A 16,226-nucleotide genomic window follows, 5' to 3' on the forward strand; every position below is an offset into this window, starting at 1 on the left:
TTCCCCGAATCATGACGGGCGCCCGGACAGGCCGCGCTTCAGGCCCATGACGTAGCCAATGACTTCGGCCACCGCATGGTAGTGTTCGCCCGGAATTTCCTCGTCGATCTCGACGGTGGCGTAAAGCGCGCGCGCCAGCGGCACGTTCTCGACGATCGGAATATCGTGCTTGCCGGCAACTTCCCTAATCTTCAGCGCGATGTTGTCGACGCCTTTGGCAACGCAGATCGGCGCGGTCATGCCGCGCTCATAAGACAGCGCCACGGCGTAGTGCGTCGGGTTGGTAATGATCACCGACGCCTTCGGCACCGCTGCCATCATGCGCTTCTTCATGTTCTGCTGACGCAGCTGCTTGATCTTGCCCTTGATGTGGGGGTCGCCCTCGGACTGCTTGTATTCTTCCTTCACTTCCTGCAACGACATCTTCAACTTCTCGTACCAGGTGCGGTACTGGAAGAAGAAGTCGGCAATGGCGACGAAGGCAAGCATCGCAACCACCGAACCCATCAGCTGCAGTGTCAGTGATGTGGTGATGCCGAGGATCGCCGACGGATCGATATGGATCAGCGCATCCAGACGAAACCGCTCGGGCCACAGCACCGCGCACATCACGGCGCCGAGCAGGACGAGCTTGAACAGCCCCTTCAGGAAATTGGCCAGCGCCTGCTTGCCGAAGACGCGCTTGGCACCTTCCATCGGCGACAGCTTGCTGAACTTGGGCACCAGACCTTCGGTGGAGAACACCAGCCGGTGCTGGATCAGATTGCCCGCGAGCGCGGCGATCACGAGAAACAGGATCGGCATGCCCATGGTGGACAAGATGGACACGCAGAGGCTCTTGGCCAGCAGCAGTAGTCCAGGCCCGTCGGTCCGTATCATCCAGGAATTTTGCAGAAGGTTTTTAAGCGGCGTTTGCAGCCCGCCGCCGACCGAGCCGTTGAAGGTCGACAAGACCAGCGTCGCGCCCGCCAGCAGGAACCAGGTATTGACCTCCTGGCTTTTGGCTACGTCACCGCGTTCGTGAGCATCGTCGAGCTTTTTTTGCGTGGGGTCATGTGTCTTCTCGGAATCGTCGTCGGCCATCCGCGCGCCCCTATATCCGCGGCATCATTTGTTGCATGACGCCGGTGACGTATTCGAGGTAGGTCCCCATCATGGTCGCGAGCACGACGGCGAAGATCAGGAAGCCGATCATGATCGAAAGCGGTACACCGACGAAATAGACCTGCATCTGCGGCATCAGCCGTGCCAGCACGCCAAGCCCCATGTTGAAGACGAGGCCGAACACCAGGAAAGGCGCAGAAAGCTGCGTCCCGATCTTGAACGCCGCCGCGAAGGCATTGGTCGCGAGCTTCGCTACATCGCCCGTCGACATGATCTCGCCGGGCGCGAAAATCTTGTAGCTGTCATTAATGGCGGCGATCACAAGGTGATGCGTATCGGTGGCGAACAGCATCGTGATGCCGAGCATCGTGAGAAAATTGCCGATCAGCACGCCCTGCTGACCCTGGGTCGGATCCACCGAGGTGACGAAGCCGAGACCGAGTTGCTGCGCGATGATTGATCCGGCGACCTGCAGCGCCGACAGCGTAACGCGCGCGGTGGCGCCCAGCACGACACCGATGATGATCTCATGCACCAGCATCACCAGCATCGGCACGATCGATCCCATATCGACGTTATAGGCGCCGCGATGTGCCGGCAGCATGAGAAGGGTCAGTCCCAATGCGATCGACAGCTTGGCCCGTGCGGGAATGTTGGTTTCGCCAAAGCCCGGCATCAACATCACCATCGTACCGATGCGGGCGAAGGCCAGCATGAAGGCAGCGGCGAGAGCGGGCAGAAGCGAGACATCGATGCGCATACGGGATTGTGCATCACCCCCCGATGATTCGCGACGATATCCGCAACATGTAGCTCGACAATGCGTCCCCCATGAACGGGAGCGTCAGCATCATGGTGGCAAAGACCGCGAGAATCTTCGGCACGAAGACCAGCGACTGTTCCTGGATCTGGGTCAGCGCCTGCACCAGCGACACCACGACGCCGACCAGGAGGCCCACGACCATCAGCGGACCGGACACGATCACAATGGTCCAGATCGCATCGCGGGCAACGTCGAGAGTTTCGGGGCCGGTCATTGCAGTAATCCTTGTGTTACGCGGTGTTCGTGATGAGGAGGATCAGATCGGCATCTTCATGATGTCTTCGTAGGACTGGATGACGCGATCGCGCACCGAGACCAGCGTCGAAACGGCGACGTCGGTTTCCGCAACTGCCGTGACCACGTCCATCACATTGGCCTTGCCGTTTGCCATTGCGATGGTCTGCGCATCCGACTTGCGACCGGAATCGAGCACGCTGCCCAGCGCGTCCTTGAGGACCGCACCGAACGACTGACCACCACCGGCGTCCGCCGCCTTGTTGAGACCGCCACCGACGCCGCCGCCGGCGTCCATGATGCGCGAGAGGGCCGAGTAAGCATTGGCGGCGACAGAGGGAGTTGCCATAGTTCAGCTGTCCTGTTCAGGCCTTGAGGATGTCGAGCGTGCGTTGGATCATCCGGCGCGTGGCGCTGATGATATTGAGATTGGCTTCGTAGGAGCGCTGCGCTTCCTTCATGTCCGTCATTTCCACCAGCGAGTTCACGTTGGGGTACTTGACGTTACCGGCGGCATCCGCCGCGGGATTGCCGGGCTCATAGCGCGTGGGAAACGCAGACTGGTCGGGCCTGATGCGGCCGAGACCGACGATGCGGGCATCCAGCGAGCGGTCCAGCTCGGATTTGAAGGTCGGCACCTTGCGGCGATAGGGGTCACCGCCCGAAGTCTGCGCTGTGGACTGCGCATTCGCGATGTTTTCCGAAATCACCCGCATGCGGCCCGCCTGGGCGCGCAGACCGGAGGTCGCGATGCCCATGGAACGCGAGAAATCGCTGATATCGTCTGCCATGATGAGCTCCCTTTATGCGCGCGGCGGCGTCAGCGCTTGCCGATAGCGGTCTTCAACAGACCGAGGCTGCGGGTGTAGAGCGAGGTTGCGGCGGCATAGTCCATCTGGTTGGCCGAGACCTTGAGCATCTCGTCTTCCAGATTGACGGCATTGCCGGCGGGGCGGGTCTCGTAGCCGACCCGGCTGTTCTGGTTGAAAGAGGCCGAGCCTCCGGTCGGCAGGATGTTGGTGCCGGCGGCGCGCATCATCGGCAGCGAGCCCATGCCGCCGGCGGTGACGGACGTGTTCCCGGCCTTGTCGAATTTCGGTTCCACGAGATCGCGGGGGCGGAAGTTCGGAGTGTCCGAATTGGAGATATTTTCGGCCAGCACACGCTGGCGCTCCTGATGCCACTGCATCTTGGTGCGCAGCGCCGACAACATCGGCATGTCGCTGATCGCCATCGGCCTTCTCCGCCCGCCCGGACGGAACGTCCTGAGCTAGGCAGAATTTGCCGCCTGCATGGTTAATACGAAGTTAATTTCCGGCGGTACTTGTTACCGAACCGTAAATGAATGCTGCAAAATTGACGTTTTTCGCAACTGCCAACGCTTTTTTGCCTGAATTGGCCGATTAACCATCCCCATCGGCCATACGACGGGGCGGCAGAAGTCGTTTTGGCTGCAGCGATTCATAGTTTATTATTAACCAACGGCAGGTTCTGCCGTGGGGCGTTAACAGATGGGGCGTGATTCACGCTGCGTGCGGGGCGTGCGGGGGTATGACACCTCCAGCTCTGGACGTGGACGTTGCAGCCACCCTGTCTGGCTGGGGACTTTATGATGCAATCATCGGTGCAATTTATCTTGGCCTTCGTTGTCGTGCTGGCGCTGATCGGGCTTACCGCCTGGCTGGTGCGCCGATTCGCTGGCAACCGGCTGGGCAACAACACCAGCCGCGGGCGCTTGCCGCGGCTCGCGGTGATCGACGCCGCCGCCGTGGACGGCCGCCGCCGCCTGGTGCTGGTCCGCCGCGACAATGTCGAACATTTGCTGATGATCGGTGGGCCGTCGGACATCGTCGTCGAGCCCAATATCGTCCGCGCCATACCCGGCCGTGAGCAGGCCCCCCAGCGCGGCGGCCTCGCCGCCGATGCGGCAAGCCGTGGCCCGTCGCTGCCTGAAGCCCCGAGCTGGGCAGAGAGCGACGACTCCGGCTTCGATTCCGAACCGCATGTGCCGGAGCCAGCGCCGCGTCCCGCGCGCCCCTCCTTTATCGAAGAGCCACGCCGCCCGGCCGCGCCTTTGCCGGAGCGTCGGCCCGATCCGGTCGCCAGCCTCGCGCCGGAACCTGCGCCGCGCCCTGAACCGGCGCCACGCAATGACCTTTTTCCGCAGCGGCCGATTCCGCGAAGTGAAATGCCACGTGCCGAGATGCCACGTAGCGAGCCGATGATGCCGCGCCCGATGCGTGCCGATCCGCCGATCCGCACCACGCCGCAGCCCCGCACGCCGGACCGTCCCGTCGCAGCAGCGCCGACCCCGCCTGCTCCGGTTGTTGCTGCCCCGGCGCCCGCCCCGATCGTCGCGCCACCCGCACCGACGCCAGCCCCTGCGCCCGCTCCGGCAGCCCCCGTGTCGTCTGCCGATCAGAACCTCGCCGATATGGCGCAGCGCCTCGAAGCAGCCTTGCGCCGTCCTGCCGGCGAAATCCGCCAGGATGCGCCTGAGCCCAGGGTCGGCGCTCCGTCGGTGGCGCCTGAGGCACCATCGATCCGTCCGGCTTCGCGGTCGCCGGAAGTCTCGATCGCCAGCCCTGCCCGTGCGGAGGCGCCGCCCGTCGTCCCGCCGGTCAAATCGGGTTTTGAAAATCTCGAAGACGAGATGGCCTCCCTGCTGGGACGGCCAAAGTCCAGTTCGTGAGTTCGGCGAACCTCCCGCGTAGAGTATTTTTCCTTTCTGTTCTGATCGCCGCCGGGACCTTCGCAGGTCCCGCGATGGCGCAGGACATCAGCATCAATCTCGGCGGCGGTGGCGGCGGCGTCACCGAACGTGCGGTGCAGATGATTGCGTTGTTGACGGTGCTGTCGATCGCACCGTCGATCCTGATCATGATGACGTCATTCACACGCATCGTGGTCGTGCTGTCGCTGCTGCGCACCGCATTGGGTACAGCGACGGCTCCGCCGAACTCGGTGATCATCGCGCTGGCGATGTTCCTTACGGCTTTCGTGATGGGACCGGTGCTACAACGTTCCTATGACGACGGTATCAAGCCGCTGATCTCCAACGACATCACCGTCGAACAAGCCCTGGTGCGCGCATCCATTCCGCTGCGCGGCTTCATGCAGAAGAACGTGCGCGAGAAGGATCTCAAGCTGTTCATGGACTTGTCGGGCGAGCCAATTCCAGCGACGCCTGACGACCTGTCGCTCCGCATCCTTGTGCCGGCCTTCATGATCTCCGAGCTGAAGCGCGCTTTCGAGATCGGCTTCCTGCTGTTCCTGCCCTTCCTGATCATCGATCTCGTGGTCGCCTCGGTCTTGATGGCGATGGGCATGATGATGCTGCCACCGGCGGTGGTGTCACTGCCGTTCAAGCTGATCTTCTTCGTGCTGGTGGATGGCTGGTCGCTGGTGGCCGGCAGTCTGGTGCAGAGTTACGGGCAGTAGCGAAGCTCGCCCCTACCGCGTCATCTCGATCTTGCGGACATTGACCACCGGCTGCGGATTCAGCGAGCCGGTCGGCATCGGATCGGCACTGGCGCCGGGCAGGATCACCTTGGCGCTGCTTTCGGGGAAACGCGTCTTCATCTCGCGCAGGAAGCCGTCGAGCGTATCGACGGACGCGGCCATCTTGGCAATGGCGGCGAATTCCGAAGAGTTGGTCGAGGTCGGCTTGCTCGCGGTGTCGAAGGCGATCTTGTCGGCACCGACATTCATCAGCGGCGCATACTTTTCGCGGAAGCGCGCGAGACCGAGGGCGTCTTCCGCCAGCGCATAACCCACGACAGCACGGATGATGTCGCTCTTTTCGCTTGGCGTCAGCGGCGAGAAATCCCGCCAGCGGTCGCCATAATAGAGTTCGATCTGCTCGGAGGCCTCGCGCCAGCGCCGCGACGACCAGTAGATATCCGAGCGGAGCCGGATCGCTTCGCGCCCGGTGACATGAGAGATGATGTCGAGAGCCAGCTCACGGCGGCCGATGTCACTCTGCGCCCGCGCCTCGAGCAGCAGCCGCTGTTGACGCAGCTCGCCATTGAGATCGGCGATCCGCGTAGTGCGCAGCGCGGCGATGGCGCGGTCGGGCTTGCGGCTCATCAGATAGACCATCGCCAGACGCGCAGCGACCTGCGAGCGTGCAGCGCCCTCGAGACGGTGATCGACCTGATACTGCAGAAGCTCCGCGGCCTGATCGAGCAGATCGACGGCCACGAGACGATCTGCAAGACGGCGGATCATTTCGTCGCCGCGGCGGCCGATCGGCGTCAGCTCGCGAAACTCGTAAAACATCGCCAGCGCATCGACCGGCGGCAGGCTGTCGCCCTTTGGCGATAGATAGATCTGCGAGAACAACGCCTGGGCTTCGTCCTGCACCTGGCGCGCGGCTTCGCTGTTGGCCTGGCGCTCGGTGGCCGTGCGGGCGGCCAGCAGCGAGTCATTGTAGCGCCCGAGTTCGGCATACATGCGCGACAGGATCTGCAGCACCTGCACTTCCGTGCCATCGCCGCGCCATGTCACCGCCAGCACTTCGAGATCATGCAGCGCGTCCTCGCTGCTGATCTCGTTGCGCTTCTGGCGCAAATTGATTTCGCGCAACTTGGCTTCCGCTGCGGATTGACGATCCACCGACCCGGTGACGTCCTGATACTTCGACAGCGCATCCTTCTCGCGGCCGAGCGCCTCATCGAGCCAGCCGCTGAGCAGCATGGCCGCGGGCTTGATCTCCGGCGAGATGCCGACCGTTTCGAGCTCACTGCCGCGCGACGACGCGCCGGCATAGTCCTTGACCTCGAGCGAGGCCCGCAGCGCGAGCATCAGGGCCGCACGCTGCAGATCGGCCGGCAGCGCGGCGAGCGTGAACTCGGCATTCTTGAAACGCTCGCGCGCCTCGACCCATTTTTCCTGCTTGGCGTAGGCGAGCGCCTTCCACAATTCACCATCGTAACCCGGCCCGAGCACCGGATTGGCGATATCCTTCAGGGTCTGTTCGGGACGCCCCATCATTGCGCTGGCCACCGCATGAACGATCAGCGCGACAGGGCTTTCCTCGCCGACCTTGGTGTCCGCGATCGCGAGATCGGCGACGCCCTTGGCCTCGTGATACATGCCGCGCGCCATGTAGAATTTGGCCAGATCCATCCGCGCCTGCGGCAGCGAACTAGCTTCAGCCGATGACATCGCGTCGATCAACTCGTCGAAGCGCGCGTTGAACGGGCCTTCCTGATCCTTGCGCCACTGGCCGACATCGAAGATCGGCCGGGCGACCGTCGAGGCGCGCTGCGGCGCCGCATCGGCGGCAGACAGCGTCAGGCCGCCGGGCTTGGTGAGCATCACCTTGTCGATACTGGCTTCAACGGACACGTCGTCGGAGTTCACCTGAACCACCACGCCGTGAATCGATTCCAGCAACGAGAATTCAACGAAGTCCTGGCGACGGATGAAGCCGCGCGATGGTGGCAGCGCGGTGATGATATTGAGCGTATCGCCGGCATCCGGATCGACCAGGCGATGCTTGAGACCGGGCTTGGCCAATGGCACCTGCACGCTGGCGCGCGAGGGATCGGCAATATTGCGCACGGCCGACAGCGGCTGCGACGGTGTCTGCCGGGTGTCGGCGAGCATCAGCGACCAGGCCTGTCCTGCGCCGGCGGGATCGTCGGTCGTGAGAGAAGCCAATTGCGGGCGGTTAAGGCGGATGCGGATCGCCTGCCCCTTCTCCAGCGGGATCGTGCTCACATCGGCAATAATCGATCCGCTATCGCGGCGGATCGGCGCGGTGTCGATGGGCCGCGTCGAATCTGCCACCAGCCACAGGATATCGCCGCGGCGAAACAAAGCGACCGGCGTTTGCGATGGAAAGGCAAAGGCTATGCGCACGCCGTCGCTGCTGCGCTTGACCTCAACCGGCATGCCCGCCGGTTCGGTCGACGCAGCAGCAACGGGTGCAGCAGCAGGGGCCGCCGCAATGACAGGCGCAGGCGGCGGTGTTTCTTTCGCAGGAACGACGACAACAGGCTCAGCTGCCGGCGCAGGCTTGGGTGACTCAGCGACCTTAGCCGCCTCTGGCTTCGGCTCTTCCGGCTTCGCTGCCGCGACGGGCGCTGCCGGGGCAGCCGTCGCAACCTCGACTTTCTTCTCCGGAACGATCTCTTTCGCGATCACTTCGGAGGTCGGCGGTACGATCTCGCCGGAGCGCTGTGCCGGGACGCTGGCGGGCTTTTCGACCTCAGGAGGCTTCACCGCGACTGGCGGTTTCTCGTCCGCAGGAGCGGCCACCGGCAGCTTGGCCAGCGGCGACGGCTTTTCATTCTGCTGGAAGCCGATGTCGACGACGTAACTCTTGTCCTCGCGGAACGACTTCACATCGACGTCGCCGATCAAGCCGATCTCGACGGCGGTCCGGTTGCCGTCCATCGCCTGACCGATCGATGCGACATTGGCGGGTGCAGACAGTTTGGCATCGGCGAGATCGAACACCAGACCGGCGTTGAAGGTCAGCGTCAGCGTCTTCTCGTTCAGCACCGACGACACACCGACGCCACCGGTCTCGAACACGAAGCGCACGAAGGTCGGCTGCACGGATGCGCGCACGCGGATCGGCGGCTTCTTCTGGCTTTCCGCGGCAGCGCGTTGCTGGCGCAAGGCGCGCTCTGCCGCGCGTGCACGCTCCGACAATTCCTTGACCACATCCTGCGGCAAACCGGGCGGCATGCCCTTCCAGGTGTCGGGCAATAGATCGATGAAGATGCGCTCGCCCGCCGTCATCGAATTGACGGTCACCCTGCGTGACAAAGCGAGACGGATCGCCGTGCCATCGGGATCACGGCGCGCGGAGCCGATATAGTCGGGGGCGGCGTCGCCGAGAATCTCGACAGGAATATCGACCGGCCGCTTGAAGCGAATGACGAGAATGGTGCCGGCTTGCGTCACCTCGGACTCCACGTCCTCGGCAAGCTTCAGCACGATGCGGCCATAGCCGCCCGACGTGCCCATGCTGGCGATGCCCCTCACCGCTTGCGCAGATGCGGCATCCTGGAACGACAGGGCAAGACAGACAATGCCCGCGAGGACCGCACAACGTCGAACGGCCCGCGTCCATGCGCGAGCTTGCGTCCAACATGCAACGGCAGCCGTCCGTGCCATTCAGAAGTGTCTCTCAGCCCGATGCTCGAAGGACGACCACTCGCCCGCCCTGTGTCGAATCTAGATTCCGCGCTCTAAGGATTTGTTAATTAATTTCTTTAATTCCGGCCCTGCTGGATCGGCCTGCCTTCGATCTTGGGCAGTTCCACCGCCGCGGCTGATCGTTCGCCGCCCGAGGCGCGACGCGCCAGTTCCACGGTGAGGCGTTCAGCGGCCTCCGGCTGCATCAGACCGAGAATGTCGGACATCTTCCGAGGCGCGATCTGCGAGGCGATCTCGAACAGCACCGGCATTTCCAGCCGGTCGAAGATCTTCGCGGCGTCCTTCGGCTTCATGCTTTCATACATGGTGACGATACCCTTGAAGCGGGCGGCATCGACTTCGCTCTTCTGGTCGTTCGCCGTCTTGATACCGGCTTCGACGCCCTTCAATTCATCGACGCGGGTTTCGATGCGCTTCTCGGCGGCTTTCAGCAGGCTCTCGCGAATGTCGATCTCGCGTGCACGCGCTTCCAGCTCCTGACGGCGCGCTTGCAGCCGTTCGAGGATCGCCCGTTCGGCCGGCGAGATTTGAGGAGACAGTTCGACAGGCGGGTTGCTGGTCGGTTCGATCGCTGCAGGCGCCGCTACCGCGGGCTTCGGCTCTTCCTTCTTGGCTGACACCGAGCCGGTAATATCGCCGTCCACTGGCTTGCCGCCCGGGAAGTTGAACATCTCCTGCGCCCACGATCCTTTCGTAGGCTGCGGCTGCGGATCGTAGTTGAACACGTAGCCGCCATCGATCACCAGGCCGGCGATCTTGAGAATCGCCAGCCCGAAAACCGCCACCAAGACGACAGGAAGAATACGAACGTCCCGAAAAGCTTTCATGCAGCGATGCCGTCAGGCCTCCTCCGTTCGGCAAACGCCTGCGCTGCCGCGGCATTGGCCCGCGCTGCGGATACCCGCGGCGCATCAGGGTCGGTTTCGGTGAGCGGTCGTGCCGCCACCGCGATCTTCGACAGCCGGCGCACGACGGCATCGCTCTCGGCGAGCTGGGCTTTCAGTTGATCGGCCAGCGCCGTTGCCGCCGAAATCTGGCTGCCGAGATTCTCGTTGACGTCGCGCACGGTAAGCTTGAGTCCGCCGATCGCACGCTCGGCGATCTCGGTCACGGTGATGAGCTCGCCGATCGTGGCCTTCAACGATTGCTCGTCCGCCTTGAGGCGCTTCAGGCGCTTATTGAGCAACATGCAATAGGCGATGGTCAGGATCAGAAGCACCGCAACCAGGCTCTCGATCACAATTCCTAATGAATGACTCATTGTGCCTCCATCAATTTAGTTTGCTCATCAGCCTTCTCAAACATGGCGAAGGTTGTGTTAGGCTTGCGTAATTGTTTCGTGACTCGAATGGCAACGCGGTCGCCGACACGGCCCATGCGACCTTCAGTCAAGGTCACGGCTCCGCAACGCACGGCAACAAGGGCATCCGCCCGCATTTCCAGCGGCAGCGTATCGCCCACTTTGAGAAGCATCAGCTGCTTCAACGGGATCTCCGCCTCATACAGCACGGCGTCGACGGCGATCTCGGCCTGAGCAATTTCAGTGGCGAGATGGCTTTCCCAGATCGGATCACGGCCGAATTTTTCGCCCATGAACATCTGCATGAGCACGGCGCGGATCGGCTCGATCGTCGCATAGGGCAGCAGCAATTCGATATTGCCGCCGCGGTCTTCCATGTCGATGTGCAGGCGCACCAGGATGGCGGCATTGGCTGGACGGCTGATGGCGGCGAAGCGCGGATTGGTTTCAAGCCGGTCGATGGTGAAGGCCACCGGCGACAGTGGCCGGAACGCCTGCTCGGCATCGGCCAACACGACTTCGATCAGGCGCTTCACCAGATTGGTTTCGATGGTGGTATAGGGACGGCCCTCGATGCGCAGCGAGGCCTGACCACGACGTCCACCGAGCAGCACGTCGATCATCGAATAGATCAGGCTGGAATCGACGGTGGCGAGGCCAAAATTCTCCCATTCCTCTGCCTTGAACACGCACAGTACGGCAGGCAGCGGAATCGAATTCATATAGTCGCCGAAACGCACCGAAGTGATGCGATCGAGCGAGACTTCGACGTTGTCGGAGGTGAAATTGCGCAGGCTCGTGGTCATCAACCGCACCAGACGGTCGAACACGATTTCGAGCATCGGCAGACGCTCATACGACACCATCGAGGAATCGATGATGGCGCGAATGCCGGAATTTTCGTCGAGATGGACCTCGTTGACACTGAAGCCGAGGAGGTTGTCGATCTCCTCCTGCGAGAGAACGCGCTCGCCGCCGTTCTTGCCGCCGCCGATATCGCGACCGCCATCCTCGACCATGGCGGCCCATTGCTCCGCCATGGTGCCGGTGAGTTCGTTTTCGGCAGCAGCTTTCGCCGCCTCAACGGGATCCTCTGAATCCAGAGAAGCTTCCCATTCGGCGGCAATTGCGTCCTGATCGACCTGTTCGGTAGACATCAGCCTAAATCCAATTCCTCACTGAATGAGGATTTCCTTGAACAGCACAGCGTTCACGTGATGAGGAGAGATCGCGGCATTGACGCGCCGCGTCAGCTCTTCCTTCAGCCGGAACATGCCAACGGAGCCGTTCAGATCGGTGGTGCGCAGTTCGCGCAGGTAAACCTGGAACATGTCGGTGATGCGCGGCATCGACGGCGTGATCTGCGCCACCAACGGCGCTTCCTTCACCTCGAGCACAATCTTGGCCTTGAGATATTGCACGCGCTCGCCGGGCTGGCCGGCAAGGTTCACCAGGATTTCCGGCACATCGATGAAGGCGAGCGGCTTCGCAGCCGGCGCGGCCTCTTTCTTCTCTTCCTTGGGATGTCCCTTCAGGAAGAACCAGCCGCCACCGCCCGCTGCAAGCACCAGCACGCCCACGACGATTGCGATCAGCTTGAATTTGCTCTTGGGAGCTGCCGCCTCGTCCCCGGTCGGGGTGCTTTCTGAAGTTTCCGTATCCGCCATCGCCTGCCCGTCCGGGGTTGGGATGAGCTCGATGCTGCAAAGCAGGCAATAAAGACGCGATACAAAATGCTGCCAGCGCCCAAGGCCCTGTGTGATCGTGACGCTAGGTCGCAATGGTTAACGGAATCTTTCTTTTGACGCTCAACTAGGAAAATTCTGCCGGCAAATATGGTCAACAAGACCTTTCTGCCGCCTGCTTTCGCGCCCTGAAAACCACCAACAAATTGAAAAATATCAGCTTTTTGACTTGGCACGGCTTTCGCTAAGTAGTCTGCGAACCGCGGCTTGGGAGAGCTGTGCGGTTTACGGGATCCGCGGCGAGCTTGGGAGAGCGACCCGCGCGAACTTAGGGGAGAACCACCGATGGAGAATATGCTTCTCGTCGGACTGTCGCGGCAGATGACGCTTCGGCGTCAGATGGACGTCGTGGCGAACAACATTGCGAATATCAACACGAGCGGCTTCAAGGCCGAGCGGACGATTTTCGAGGAATATCTGAGCCCGGCCGCCCGCGAAGACAACTTCGTCGGCCGCGACCGCCGCGTGTCCTTCGTGCAGGACCGCGCCACGATGCATGATTTCACCGGCGGCGCGACCGAGCAAACCAAGAATCCGCTGGATGTCGCCATCGACGGCAACGCCTTCCTCGCGGTGCAGACCCCGAACGGTGAGCGCTATACCCGCGACGGCGGCATGCAGATCAATTCGCAGGGCCAGCTCGTGACAGCGTCGGGCGCACCGGTGCTCGGCGCCAACGGCCCGATCGTGTTCCAGCAGACCGACCACGACATCAACATCTCGCAGGACGGCACGGTCACGGTGCTCGAAGGCATCAACCGCATCGACTCCGTGCGCGGCAAGATTCGCATGGTCAACTTCGCGCAGCCCCAGCGGCTGGTGAAGGAAGGCTCCAACCTGTTCTCGGCCGGTCCCGGCGCCAATCCGCAGCCGTCCACCACGTCGAAGCTCAACCAGGGCTTCATCGAAAAGTCGAACGTCAGCTCGGTCGTCGAAATGACCCGGATGATCGACGTCACCCGCGCCTATACCGAGCTGTCCAACATGCTGCAGTCGCAAGGCGACGCGCGGCGCTCCGCCATCGAAAAACTTGCCGACGTTCCGGCTTAAGGAATCTGACCCATGCGCGCTCTTTACACTGCCGCGACCGGGATGGCGGCCCAGGAACTCAACGTCCAGGTCATCTCGAACAATATCGCCAATATGCGCACGACCGGCTTCAAGAAGCAGCGTGCCGCATTCCAGGACCTCATCTACGATCACGTCCGCCGCGTCGGTGCGCAAGCATCGGATCAGGGCACGGTCATTCCTGTCGGCGTCGACATCGGCGGCGGTGTGAAGACCGTCGGCACTCCGCGCATGATGACCCAGGGCACGCTGTCGGCAACCGGCGGCGATCTCGATATCGCCGTCCGCGGCGAAGGCTTCTTCAAGATCCAGCTCACCGATGGCACCTTCGCCTATACCCGCGATGGTACGTTTTCCACTGACCAGCAGGGCCGCATCGTCAACCCGCAGGGCAACCTGCTGCAGCCAACGATCTCGATTCCCCAGGCATCGTCGCAACTCTCGATCAATGCCCAGGGCCAGGTCTCGGTCATCGTACCGGGCTCGACGACCCCGACCGTCCTCGGCCAGATCAGCCTCACCCGCTTCATCAACAAGGCCGGTCTCAATTCGATCGGTGACAACCTGTTCACCGAAACACCTGCCTCCGGCCCACCGCAGGACGGTGTCGCCAATGCCGACGGCTTCGGCGACATGCAGCAGCGCAACCTCGAAATGGCCAATGTCGAAGTGGTCACCGAAATCTCGGACCTGATCGCCGCGCAGCGCGCCTATGAGATGAACGCCAAGGTCATCAGCGCTGCCGACCAGATGCTGCAATCCACCGCCGGCATGTTCCGCTGAGGAGAATGATCATGACATCAGCCATGCGTTCGCTTCTCCTCGCCACCGCCCTGCTCGCTGCAGCGGCCACCGCTGCGCTCGGCCAGGCGCAGCGGGACGAGGTCATCGCATCGCCAACGCTGCGCGCCAACGTCACCGTGTCCAGCGACGTGGTGCGGATTGGCGATGTCATCGACAATGCCGGCCCCACCGCGCAGATCGCAATCTATCGGGCGCCCGATCTCGGCACCGTCGGCACGCTATCGACCGCGCAGGTCATCGCGGCGTTGCGGCAGCACCAGGTGATTGGCGTCGATACGCGTGAGCTCAAGTCCATTACCGTGACACGGCTGTCGCGCAGCATCGAGAGCAAGGATATAGAGAACCAGGTCGCGCAGTCGCTGGAGAACCGCCACGGCCTTGGTGCCGCCGCCAATCTGAGCCTGACCTTCGATCGCGAAGTCCAGGGCCTGCAGCTTGACGCCAGCAATACCGGCGCGTTGCAGCCTGTCGCGGTCCGCTTCGACGCACGTAGCGGCCGTTTCGACGTCACCTTTGCGATCGGCAACGACGCCAACGTGTCTGCCACCAAGCTGCGCTTCACCGGCAGTGCCGTTGAGACCGTGGAAGCGGCGGTGCTGGTCCGCGGCGTCGAACGCAACGAGGTGCTGAAGTCCTCTGACGTCGTCGTCGAGCGTCGCCCGAAAGCCGAAGTCGGCAACGATGGCGTAACGCGCGACCGCGCCGTGGGGATGCAGAGCCGCCGCCAATTGCGCGCCGGTCAGGCAATCCGCAATGCCGACCTCGCCAAGCCAGACCTGGTCACTCGCGATCAGGCAGTGACGCTGATCTACGAAACCGCAGGGCTTTATCTCACGCTCCGCGGCAAGGCCATCGAAGGTGGCACTGAAGGCGACGTGGTCAACGTCATCAATCTGCAGTCCAAGCGCACAGTCTCCGGCGTCGTGGTCGGTCGCGGCCAGGTCGCCGTTTCCGCTCCGTCGCCGCGTCTCCCCGCGCAAGTCGAAGCTCCCGCGCCAACGCCTGCCCCAACCCGCGAGTCTCTCCCGTCCGAAAAAATCTCCCAGGCCAGACCTCCCCTGGCCGCCTCTCCCGCTGCCGCCTCTCCCGTCGCACTTGCTGCCAACGACCACGTGCCTGTTTCTCGAAAAGCTGAGTAAAGTTGATGTTCCAGTTCCATCGTCCCTTCGCCACCGGCGCTGCGCTTCTGACGGTCGGCCTTGCTGCCAGCGGCTGTTCATCGATCGACCGTCTCGCGTCCATCGGCGAGAAACCGGCGCTCACGGCGATCGAAAACCCGACGACACAGCCTGGCTACAAGCCGGTGCAGATGCCGATGCCGAAGCCGGAGGTCGCATCCTACAACGCCAACTCCCTGTGGCGCAGCGGATCGCGCGCGTTCTTCAAGGATCAGCGCGCGCGCCAGATCGGCGACATCCTGACGGTCACCGTGAACTTCACCGACAAGGCCAATATCGCCAACGAGACCCAGCGCAGCCGCACCAATACCGAAAACTCGGGCATCACCGACTTTGCGGGCAGCAAGCTGCTGACAGGTTCGGCCGCCTCGGTCCTGCCCGGCCGTCTGCTGACGGCTGATGGATCGTCGTCGAGCGACGGCAAAGGATCGGTGGCGCGGCAGGAAGCGTTGCAAACCAGCGTCGCCGCTGTGGTCACGCAATTGCTGCCGAACGGCAACCTCGTAGTCGAGGGCAAGCAGGAAATCCGCGTCAACTACGAGATCCGCGAACTGATCGTCGCCGGCATCGTGCGTCCGGAAGACATTCAGAGCGACAACACCATCGACAGCGCCAAGATCGCGCAGGCCCGCATCGCTTATGGCGGTCGCGGTCAGATTTCGGATGTCCAGCAGCCGCGCTACGGCCAGCAAGTGATGGACGTGCTGCTGCCCTTCTAACGTTACGAACTCCCACATCTCATCGTGCTCCCACGCGATGAGATGTTCACGCGCGGCCTTCCGTCAGCTCCCCTG

17 protein-coding genes are annotated in these 16,226 nt (G+C 62.7%); 6 read left to right on the forward strand and 11 right to left on the reverse strand.

Features of this window, described 5'->3' with window-relative positions; all coding sequences use genetic code 11:
* Positions 1 to 9 precede the first annotated feature (9 nt).
* Genes flhB through flgB form a run of 6 tightly spaced genes read right to left on the reverse strand, consistent with a single transcriptional unit; the run spans position 10 to position 3,395 of the window.
* Positions 10 to 1,083 carry a flagellar biosynthesis protein FlhB gene (gene flhB, locus AB7783_RS14185; RefSeq protein ID WP_441277986.1) on the reverse strand — a complete coding sequence of 358 codons (1,074 nt, stop codon included), beginning with the start codon at positions 1,081 to 1,083 and terminating at the stop codon, positions 10 to 12.
* Between the two features lie 10 nt (positions 1,084 to 1,093).
* The gene (fliR, locus tag AB7783_RS14190; protein ID WP_441277987.1) at positions 1,094 to 1,864 is read right to left on the reverse strand and encodes a flagellar biosynthetic protein FliR; all 771 of its coding nucleotides are present in this window, start codon (positions 1,862 to 1,864) and stop codon (positions 1,094 to 1,096) included.
* Positions 1,865 to 1,877: 13 nt separating this feature from the next.
* Entirely contained in the window at positions 1,878 to 2,141 is a 264-nt protein-coding gene (gene fliQ / locus AB7783_RS14195; RefSeq protein WP_068735669.1) for a flagellar biosynthesis protein FliQ, read from the reverse strand.
* Between the two features lie 42 nt (positions 2,142 to 2,183).
* On the reverse strand, positions 2,184 to 2,510 hold the full coding sequence (fliE, locus tag AB7783_RS14200) for a flagellar hook-basal body complex protein FliE (RefSeq protein ID WP_068735666.1): 327 nt from the start codon (positions 2,508 to 2,510) through the stop codon (positions 2,184 to 2,186).
* Between the two features lie 16 nt (positions 2,511 to 2,526).
* Positions 2,527 to 2,952 (reverse strand): flagellar basal body rod protein FlgC, encoded by a 426-nt coding sequence (gene flgC / locus AB7783_RS14205; protein WP_089265171.1) that lies wholly within the window; start codon positions 2,950 to 2,952, stop codon positions 2,527 to 2,529.
* Between the two features lie 29 nt (positions 2,953 to 2,981).
* Complete coding sequence (gene flgB / locus AB7783_RS14210) at positions 2,982 to 3,395, reverse strand: flagellar basal body rod protein FlgB (protein WP_093756616.1); 414 nt, start codon at positions 3,393 to 3,395, stop codon at positions 2,982 to 2,984.
* A gap of 375 nt (positions 3,396 to 3,770) precedes the next feature.
* Here flgB and AB7783_RS14215 point away from each other — a divergent pair, with 375 nt between their 5' ends.
* The gene (locus AB7783_RS14215) at positions 3,771 to 4,853 is read left to right on the forward strand and encodes a flagellar biosynthetic protein FliO (protein WP_441277988.1); all 1,083 of its coding nucleotides are present in this window, start codon (positions 3,771 to 3,773) and stop codon (positions 4,851 to 4,853) included.
* Complete coding sequence (gene fliP, locus AB7783_RS14220) at positions 4,850 to 5,602, forward strand: flagellar type III secretion system pore protein FliP (RefSeq protein ID WP_092146430.1); 753 nt, start codon at positions 4,850 to 4,852, stop codon at positions 5,600 to 5,602. Before AB7783_RS14215 ends, fliP begins: the two co-directional genes overlap by 4 nt.
* 12 nt (positions 5,603 to 5,614) lie before the next feature.
* On the opposite strand, the gene AB7783_RS14225 is transcribed toward fliP, so the two are convergent.
* From AB7783_RS14225 to fliL, 5 genes are all read right to left on the reverse strand, one after another.
* On the reverse strand, positions 5,615 to 9,145 hold the full coding sequence (locus tag AB7783_RS14225; RefSeq protein WP_441277989.1) for a tetratricopeptide repeat protein: 3,531 nt from the start codon (positions 9,143 to 9,145) through the stop codon (positions 5,615 to 5,617).
* A gap of 248 nt (positions 9,146 to 9,393) precedes the next feature.
* Complete coding sequence (locus AB7783_RS14230) at positions 9,394 to 10,164, reverse strand: MotE family protein (protein ID WP_089265175.1); 771 nt, start codon at positions 10,162 to 10,164, stop codon at positions 9,394 to 9,396.
* Positions 10,161 to 10,598, reverse strand: a complete 438-nt coding sequence (locus AB7783_RS14235) for a DUF6468 domain-containing protein (RefSeq protein ID WP_089265176.1) — start codon at positions 10,596 to 10,598, stop codon at positions 10,161 to 10,163. Before AB7783_RS14235 ends, AB7783_RS14230 begins: the two co-directional genes overlap by 4 nt.
* Entirely contained in the window at positions 10,595 to 11,794 is a 1,200-nt protein-coding gene (gene fliM / locus AB7783_RS14240) for a flagellar motor switch protein FliM (RefSeq protein ID WP_410001823.1), read from the reverse strand. Before fliM ends, AB7783_RS14235 begins: the two co-directional genes overlap by 4 nt.
* Positions 11,795 to 11,812: 18 nt before the next feature.
* The gene (fliL, locus tag AB7783_RS14245; RefSeq protein WP_175366556.1) at positions 11,813 to 12,304 is read right to left on the reverse strand and encodes a flagellar basal body-associated protein FliL; all 492 of its coding nucleotides are present in this window, start codon (positions 12,302 to 12,304) and stop codon (positions 11,813 to 11,815) included.
* Between the two features lie 363 nt (positions 12,305 to 12,667).
* On the opposite strand from fliL, the gene flgF reads away from it, so the two are divergent.
* Genes flgF through flgH form a run of 4 tightly spaced genes read left to right on the forward strand, consistent with a single transcriptional unit; the run spans position 12,668 to position 16,151 of the window.
* Positions 12,668 to 13,432 carry a flagellar basal-body rod protein FlgF gene (gene flgF, locus AB7783_RS14250; RefSeq protein ID WP_089265179.1) on the forward strand — a complete coding sequence of 255 codons (765 nt, stop codon included), beginning with the start codon at positions 12,668 to 12,670 and terminating at the stop codon, positions 13,430 to 13,432.
* A gap of 12 nt (positions 13,433 to 13,444) precedes the next feature.
* Positions 13,445 to 14,233: a flagellar basal-body rod protein FlgG gene (flgG, locus tag AB7783_RS14255; protein ID WP_089265180.1), complete on the forward strand. Its 789-nt coding sequence runs from the start codon at positions 13,445 to 13,447 to the stop codon at positions 14,231 to 14,233.
* Between the two features lie 11 nt (positions 14,234 to 14,244).
* Complete coding sequence (gene flgA, locus AB7783_RS14260) at positions 14,245 to 15,393, forward strand: flagellar basal body P-ring formation chaperone FlgA (RefSeq protein WP_441277990.1); 1,149 nt, start codon at positions 14,245 to 14,247, stop codon at positions 15,391 to 15,393.
* A gap of 5 nt (positions 15,394 to 15,398) precedes the next feature.
* The gene (flgH, locus tag AB7783_RS14265; protein ID WP_068736258.1) at positions 15,399 to 16,151 is read left to right on the forward strand and encodes a flagellar basal body L-ring protein FlgH; all 753 of its coding nucleotides are present in this window, start codon (positions 15,399 to 15,401) and stop codon (positions 16,149 to 16,151) included.
* Positions 16,152 to 16,226 lie beyond the last annotated feature (75 nt).

The sequence above is a fragment of the Tardiphaga sp. 172_B4_N1_3 genome, assembly GCF_052076035.1.
In the GTDB taxonomy this organism is placed as follows: domain Bacteria; phylum Pseudomonadota; class Alphaproteobacteria; order Rhizobiales; family Xanthobacteraceae; genus Tardiphaga; species Tardiphaga robiniae.

What these genes read in the sequence shown, in the direction of transcription:
- AB7783_RS14225 (WP_441277989.1), bottom strand. Translation starts at nt 9,145, where the DNA reads ATGGGCACGTCGGGCGGCTATGGCCGCATCGTGCTGAAGCTTGCCGAG.
- fliR (WP_441277987.1), bottom strand. Translation starts at nt 1,864, where the DNA reads ATGCGCATCGATGTCTCGCTTCTGCCCGCTCTCGCCGCTGCCTTCATG.
- AB7783_RS14230 (WP_089265175.1), bottom strand. Translation starts at nt 10,164, where the DNA reads ATGAAAGCTTTTCGGGACGTTCGTATTCTTCCTGTCGTCTTGGTGGCG.
- AB7783_RS14215 (WP_441277988.1), top strand. Translation starts at nt 3,771, where the DNA reads ATGATGCAATCATCGGTGCAATTTATCTTGGCCTTCGTTGTCGTGCTG.
- flgG (WP_089265180.1), top strand. Translation starts at nt 13,445, where the DNA reads ATGCGCGCTCTTTACACTGCCGCGACCGGGATGGCGGCCCAGGAACTC.
- fliQ (WP_068735669.1), bottom strand. Translation starts at nt 2,141, where the DNA reads ATGACCGGCCCCGAAACTCTCGACGTTGCCCGCGATGCGATCTGGACC.
- AB7783_RS14235 (WP_089265176.1), bottom strand. Translation starts at nt 10,598, where the DNA reads ATGAGTCATTCATTAGGAATTGTGATCGAGAGCCTGGTTGCGGTGCTT.
- flgF (WP_089265179.1), top strand. Translation starts at nt 12,668, where the DNA reads ATGGAGAATATGCTTCTCGTCGGACTGTCGCGGCAGATGACGCTTCGG.
- flgB (WP_093756616.1), bottom strand. Translation starts at nt 3,395, where the DNA reads ATGGCGATCAGCGACATGCCGATGTTGTCGGCGCTGCGCACCAAGATG.
- fliM (WP_410001823.1), bottom strand. Translation starts at nt 11,794, where the DNA reads ATGTCTACCGAACAGGTCGATCAGGACGCAATTGCCGCCGAATGGGAA.
- flgH (WP_068736258.1), top strand. Translation starts at nt 15,399, where the DNA reads ATGTTCCAGTTCCATCGTCCCTTCGCCACCGGCGCTGCGCTTCTGACG.
- flgC (WP_089265171.1), bottom strand. Translation starts at nt 2,952, where the DNA reads ATGGCAGACGATATCAGCGATTTCTCGCGTTCCATGGGCATCGCGACC.
- flgA (WP_441277990.1), top strand. Translation starts at nt 14,245, where the DNA reads ATGACATCAGCCATGCGTTCGCTTCTCCTCGCCACCGCCCTGCTCGCT.
- fliL (WP_175366556.1), bottom strand. Translation starts at nt 12,304, where the DNA reads ATGGCGGATACGGAAACTTCAGAAAGCACCCCGACCGGGGACGAGGCG.
- fliE (WP_068735666.1), bottom strand. Translation starts at nt 2,510, where the DNA reads ATGGCAACTCCCTCTGTCGCCGCCAATGCTTACTCGGCCCTCTCGCGC.
- flhB (WP_441277986.1), bottom strand. Translation starts at nt 1,083, where the DNA reads ATGGCCGACGACGATTCCGAGAAGACACATGACCCCACGCAAAAAAAG.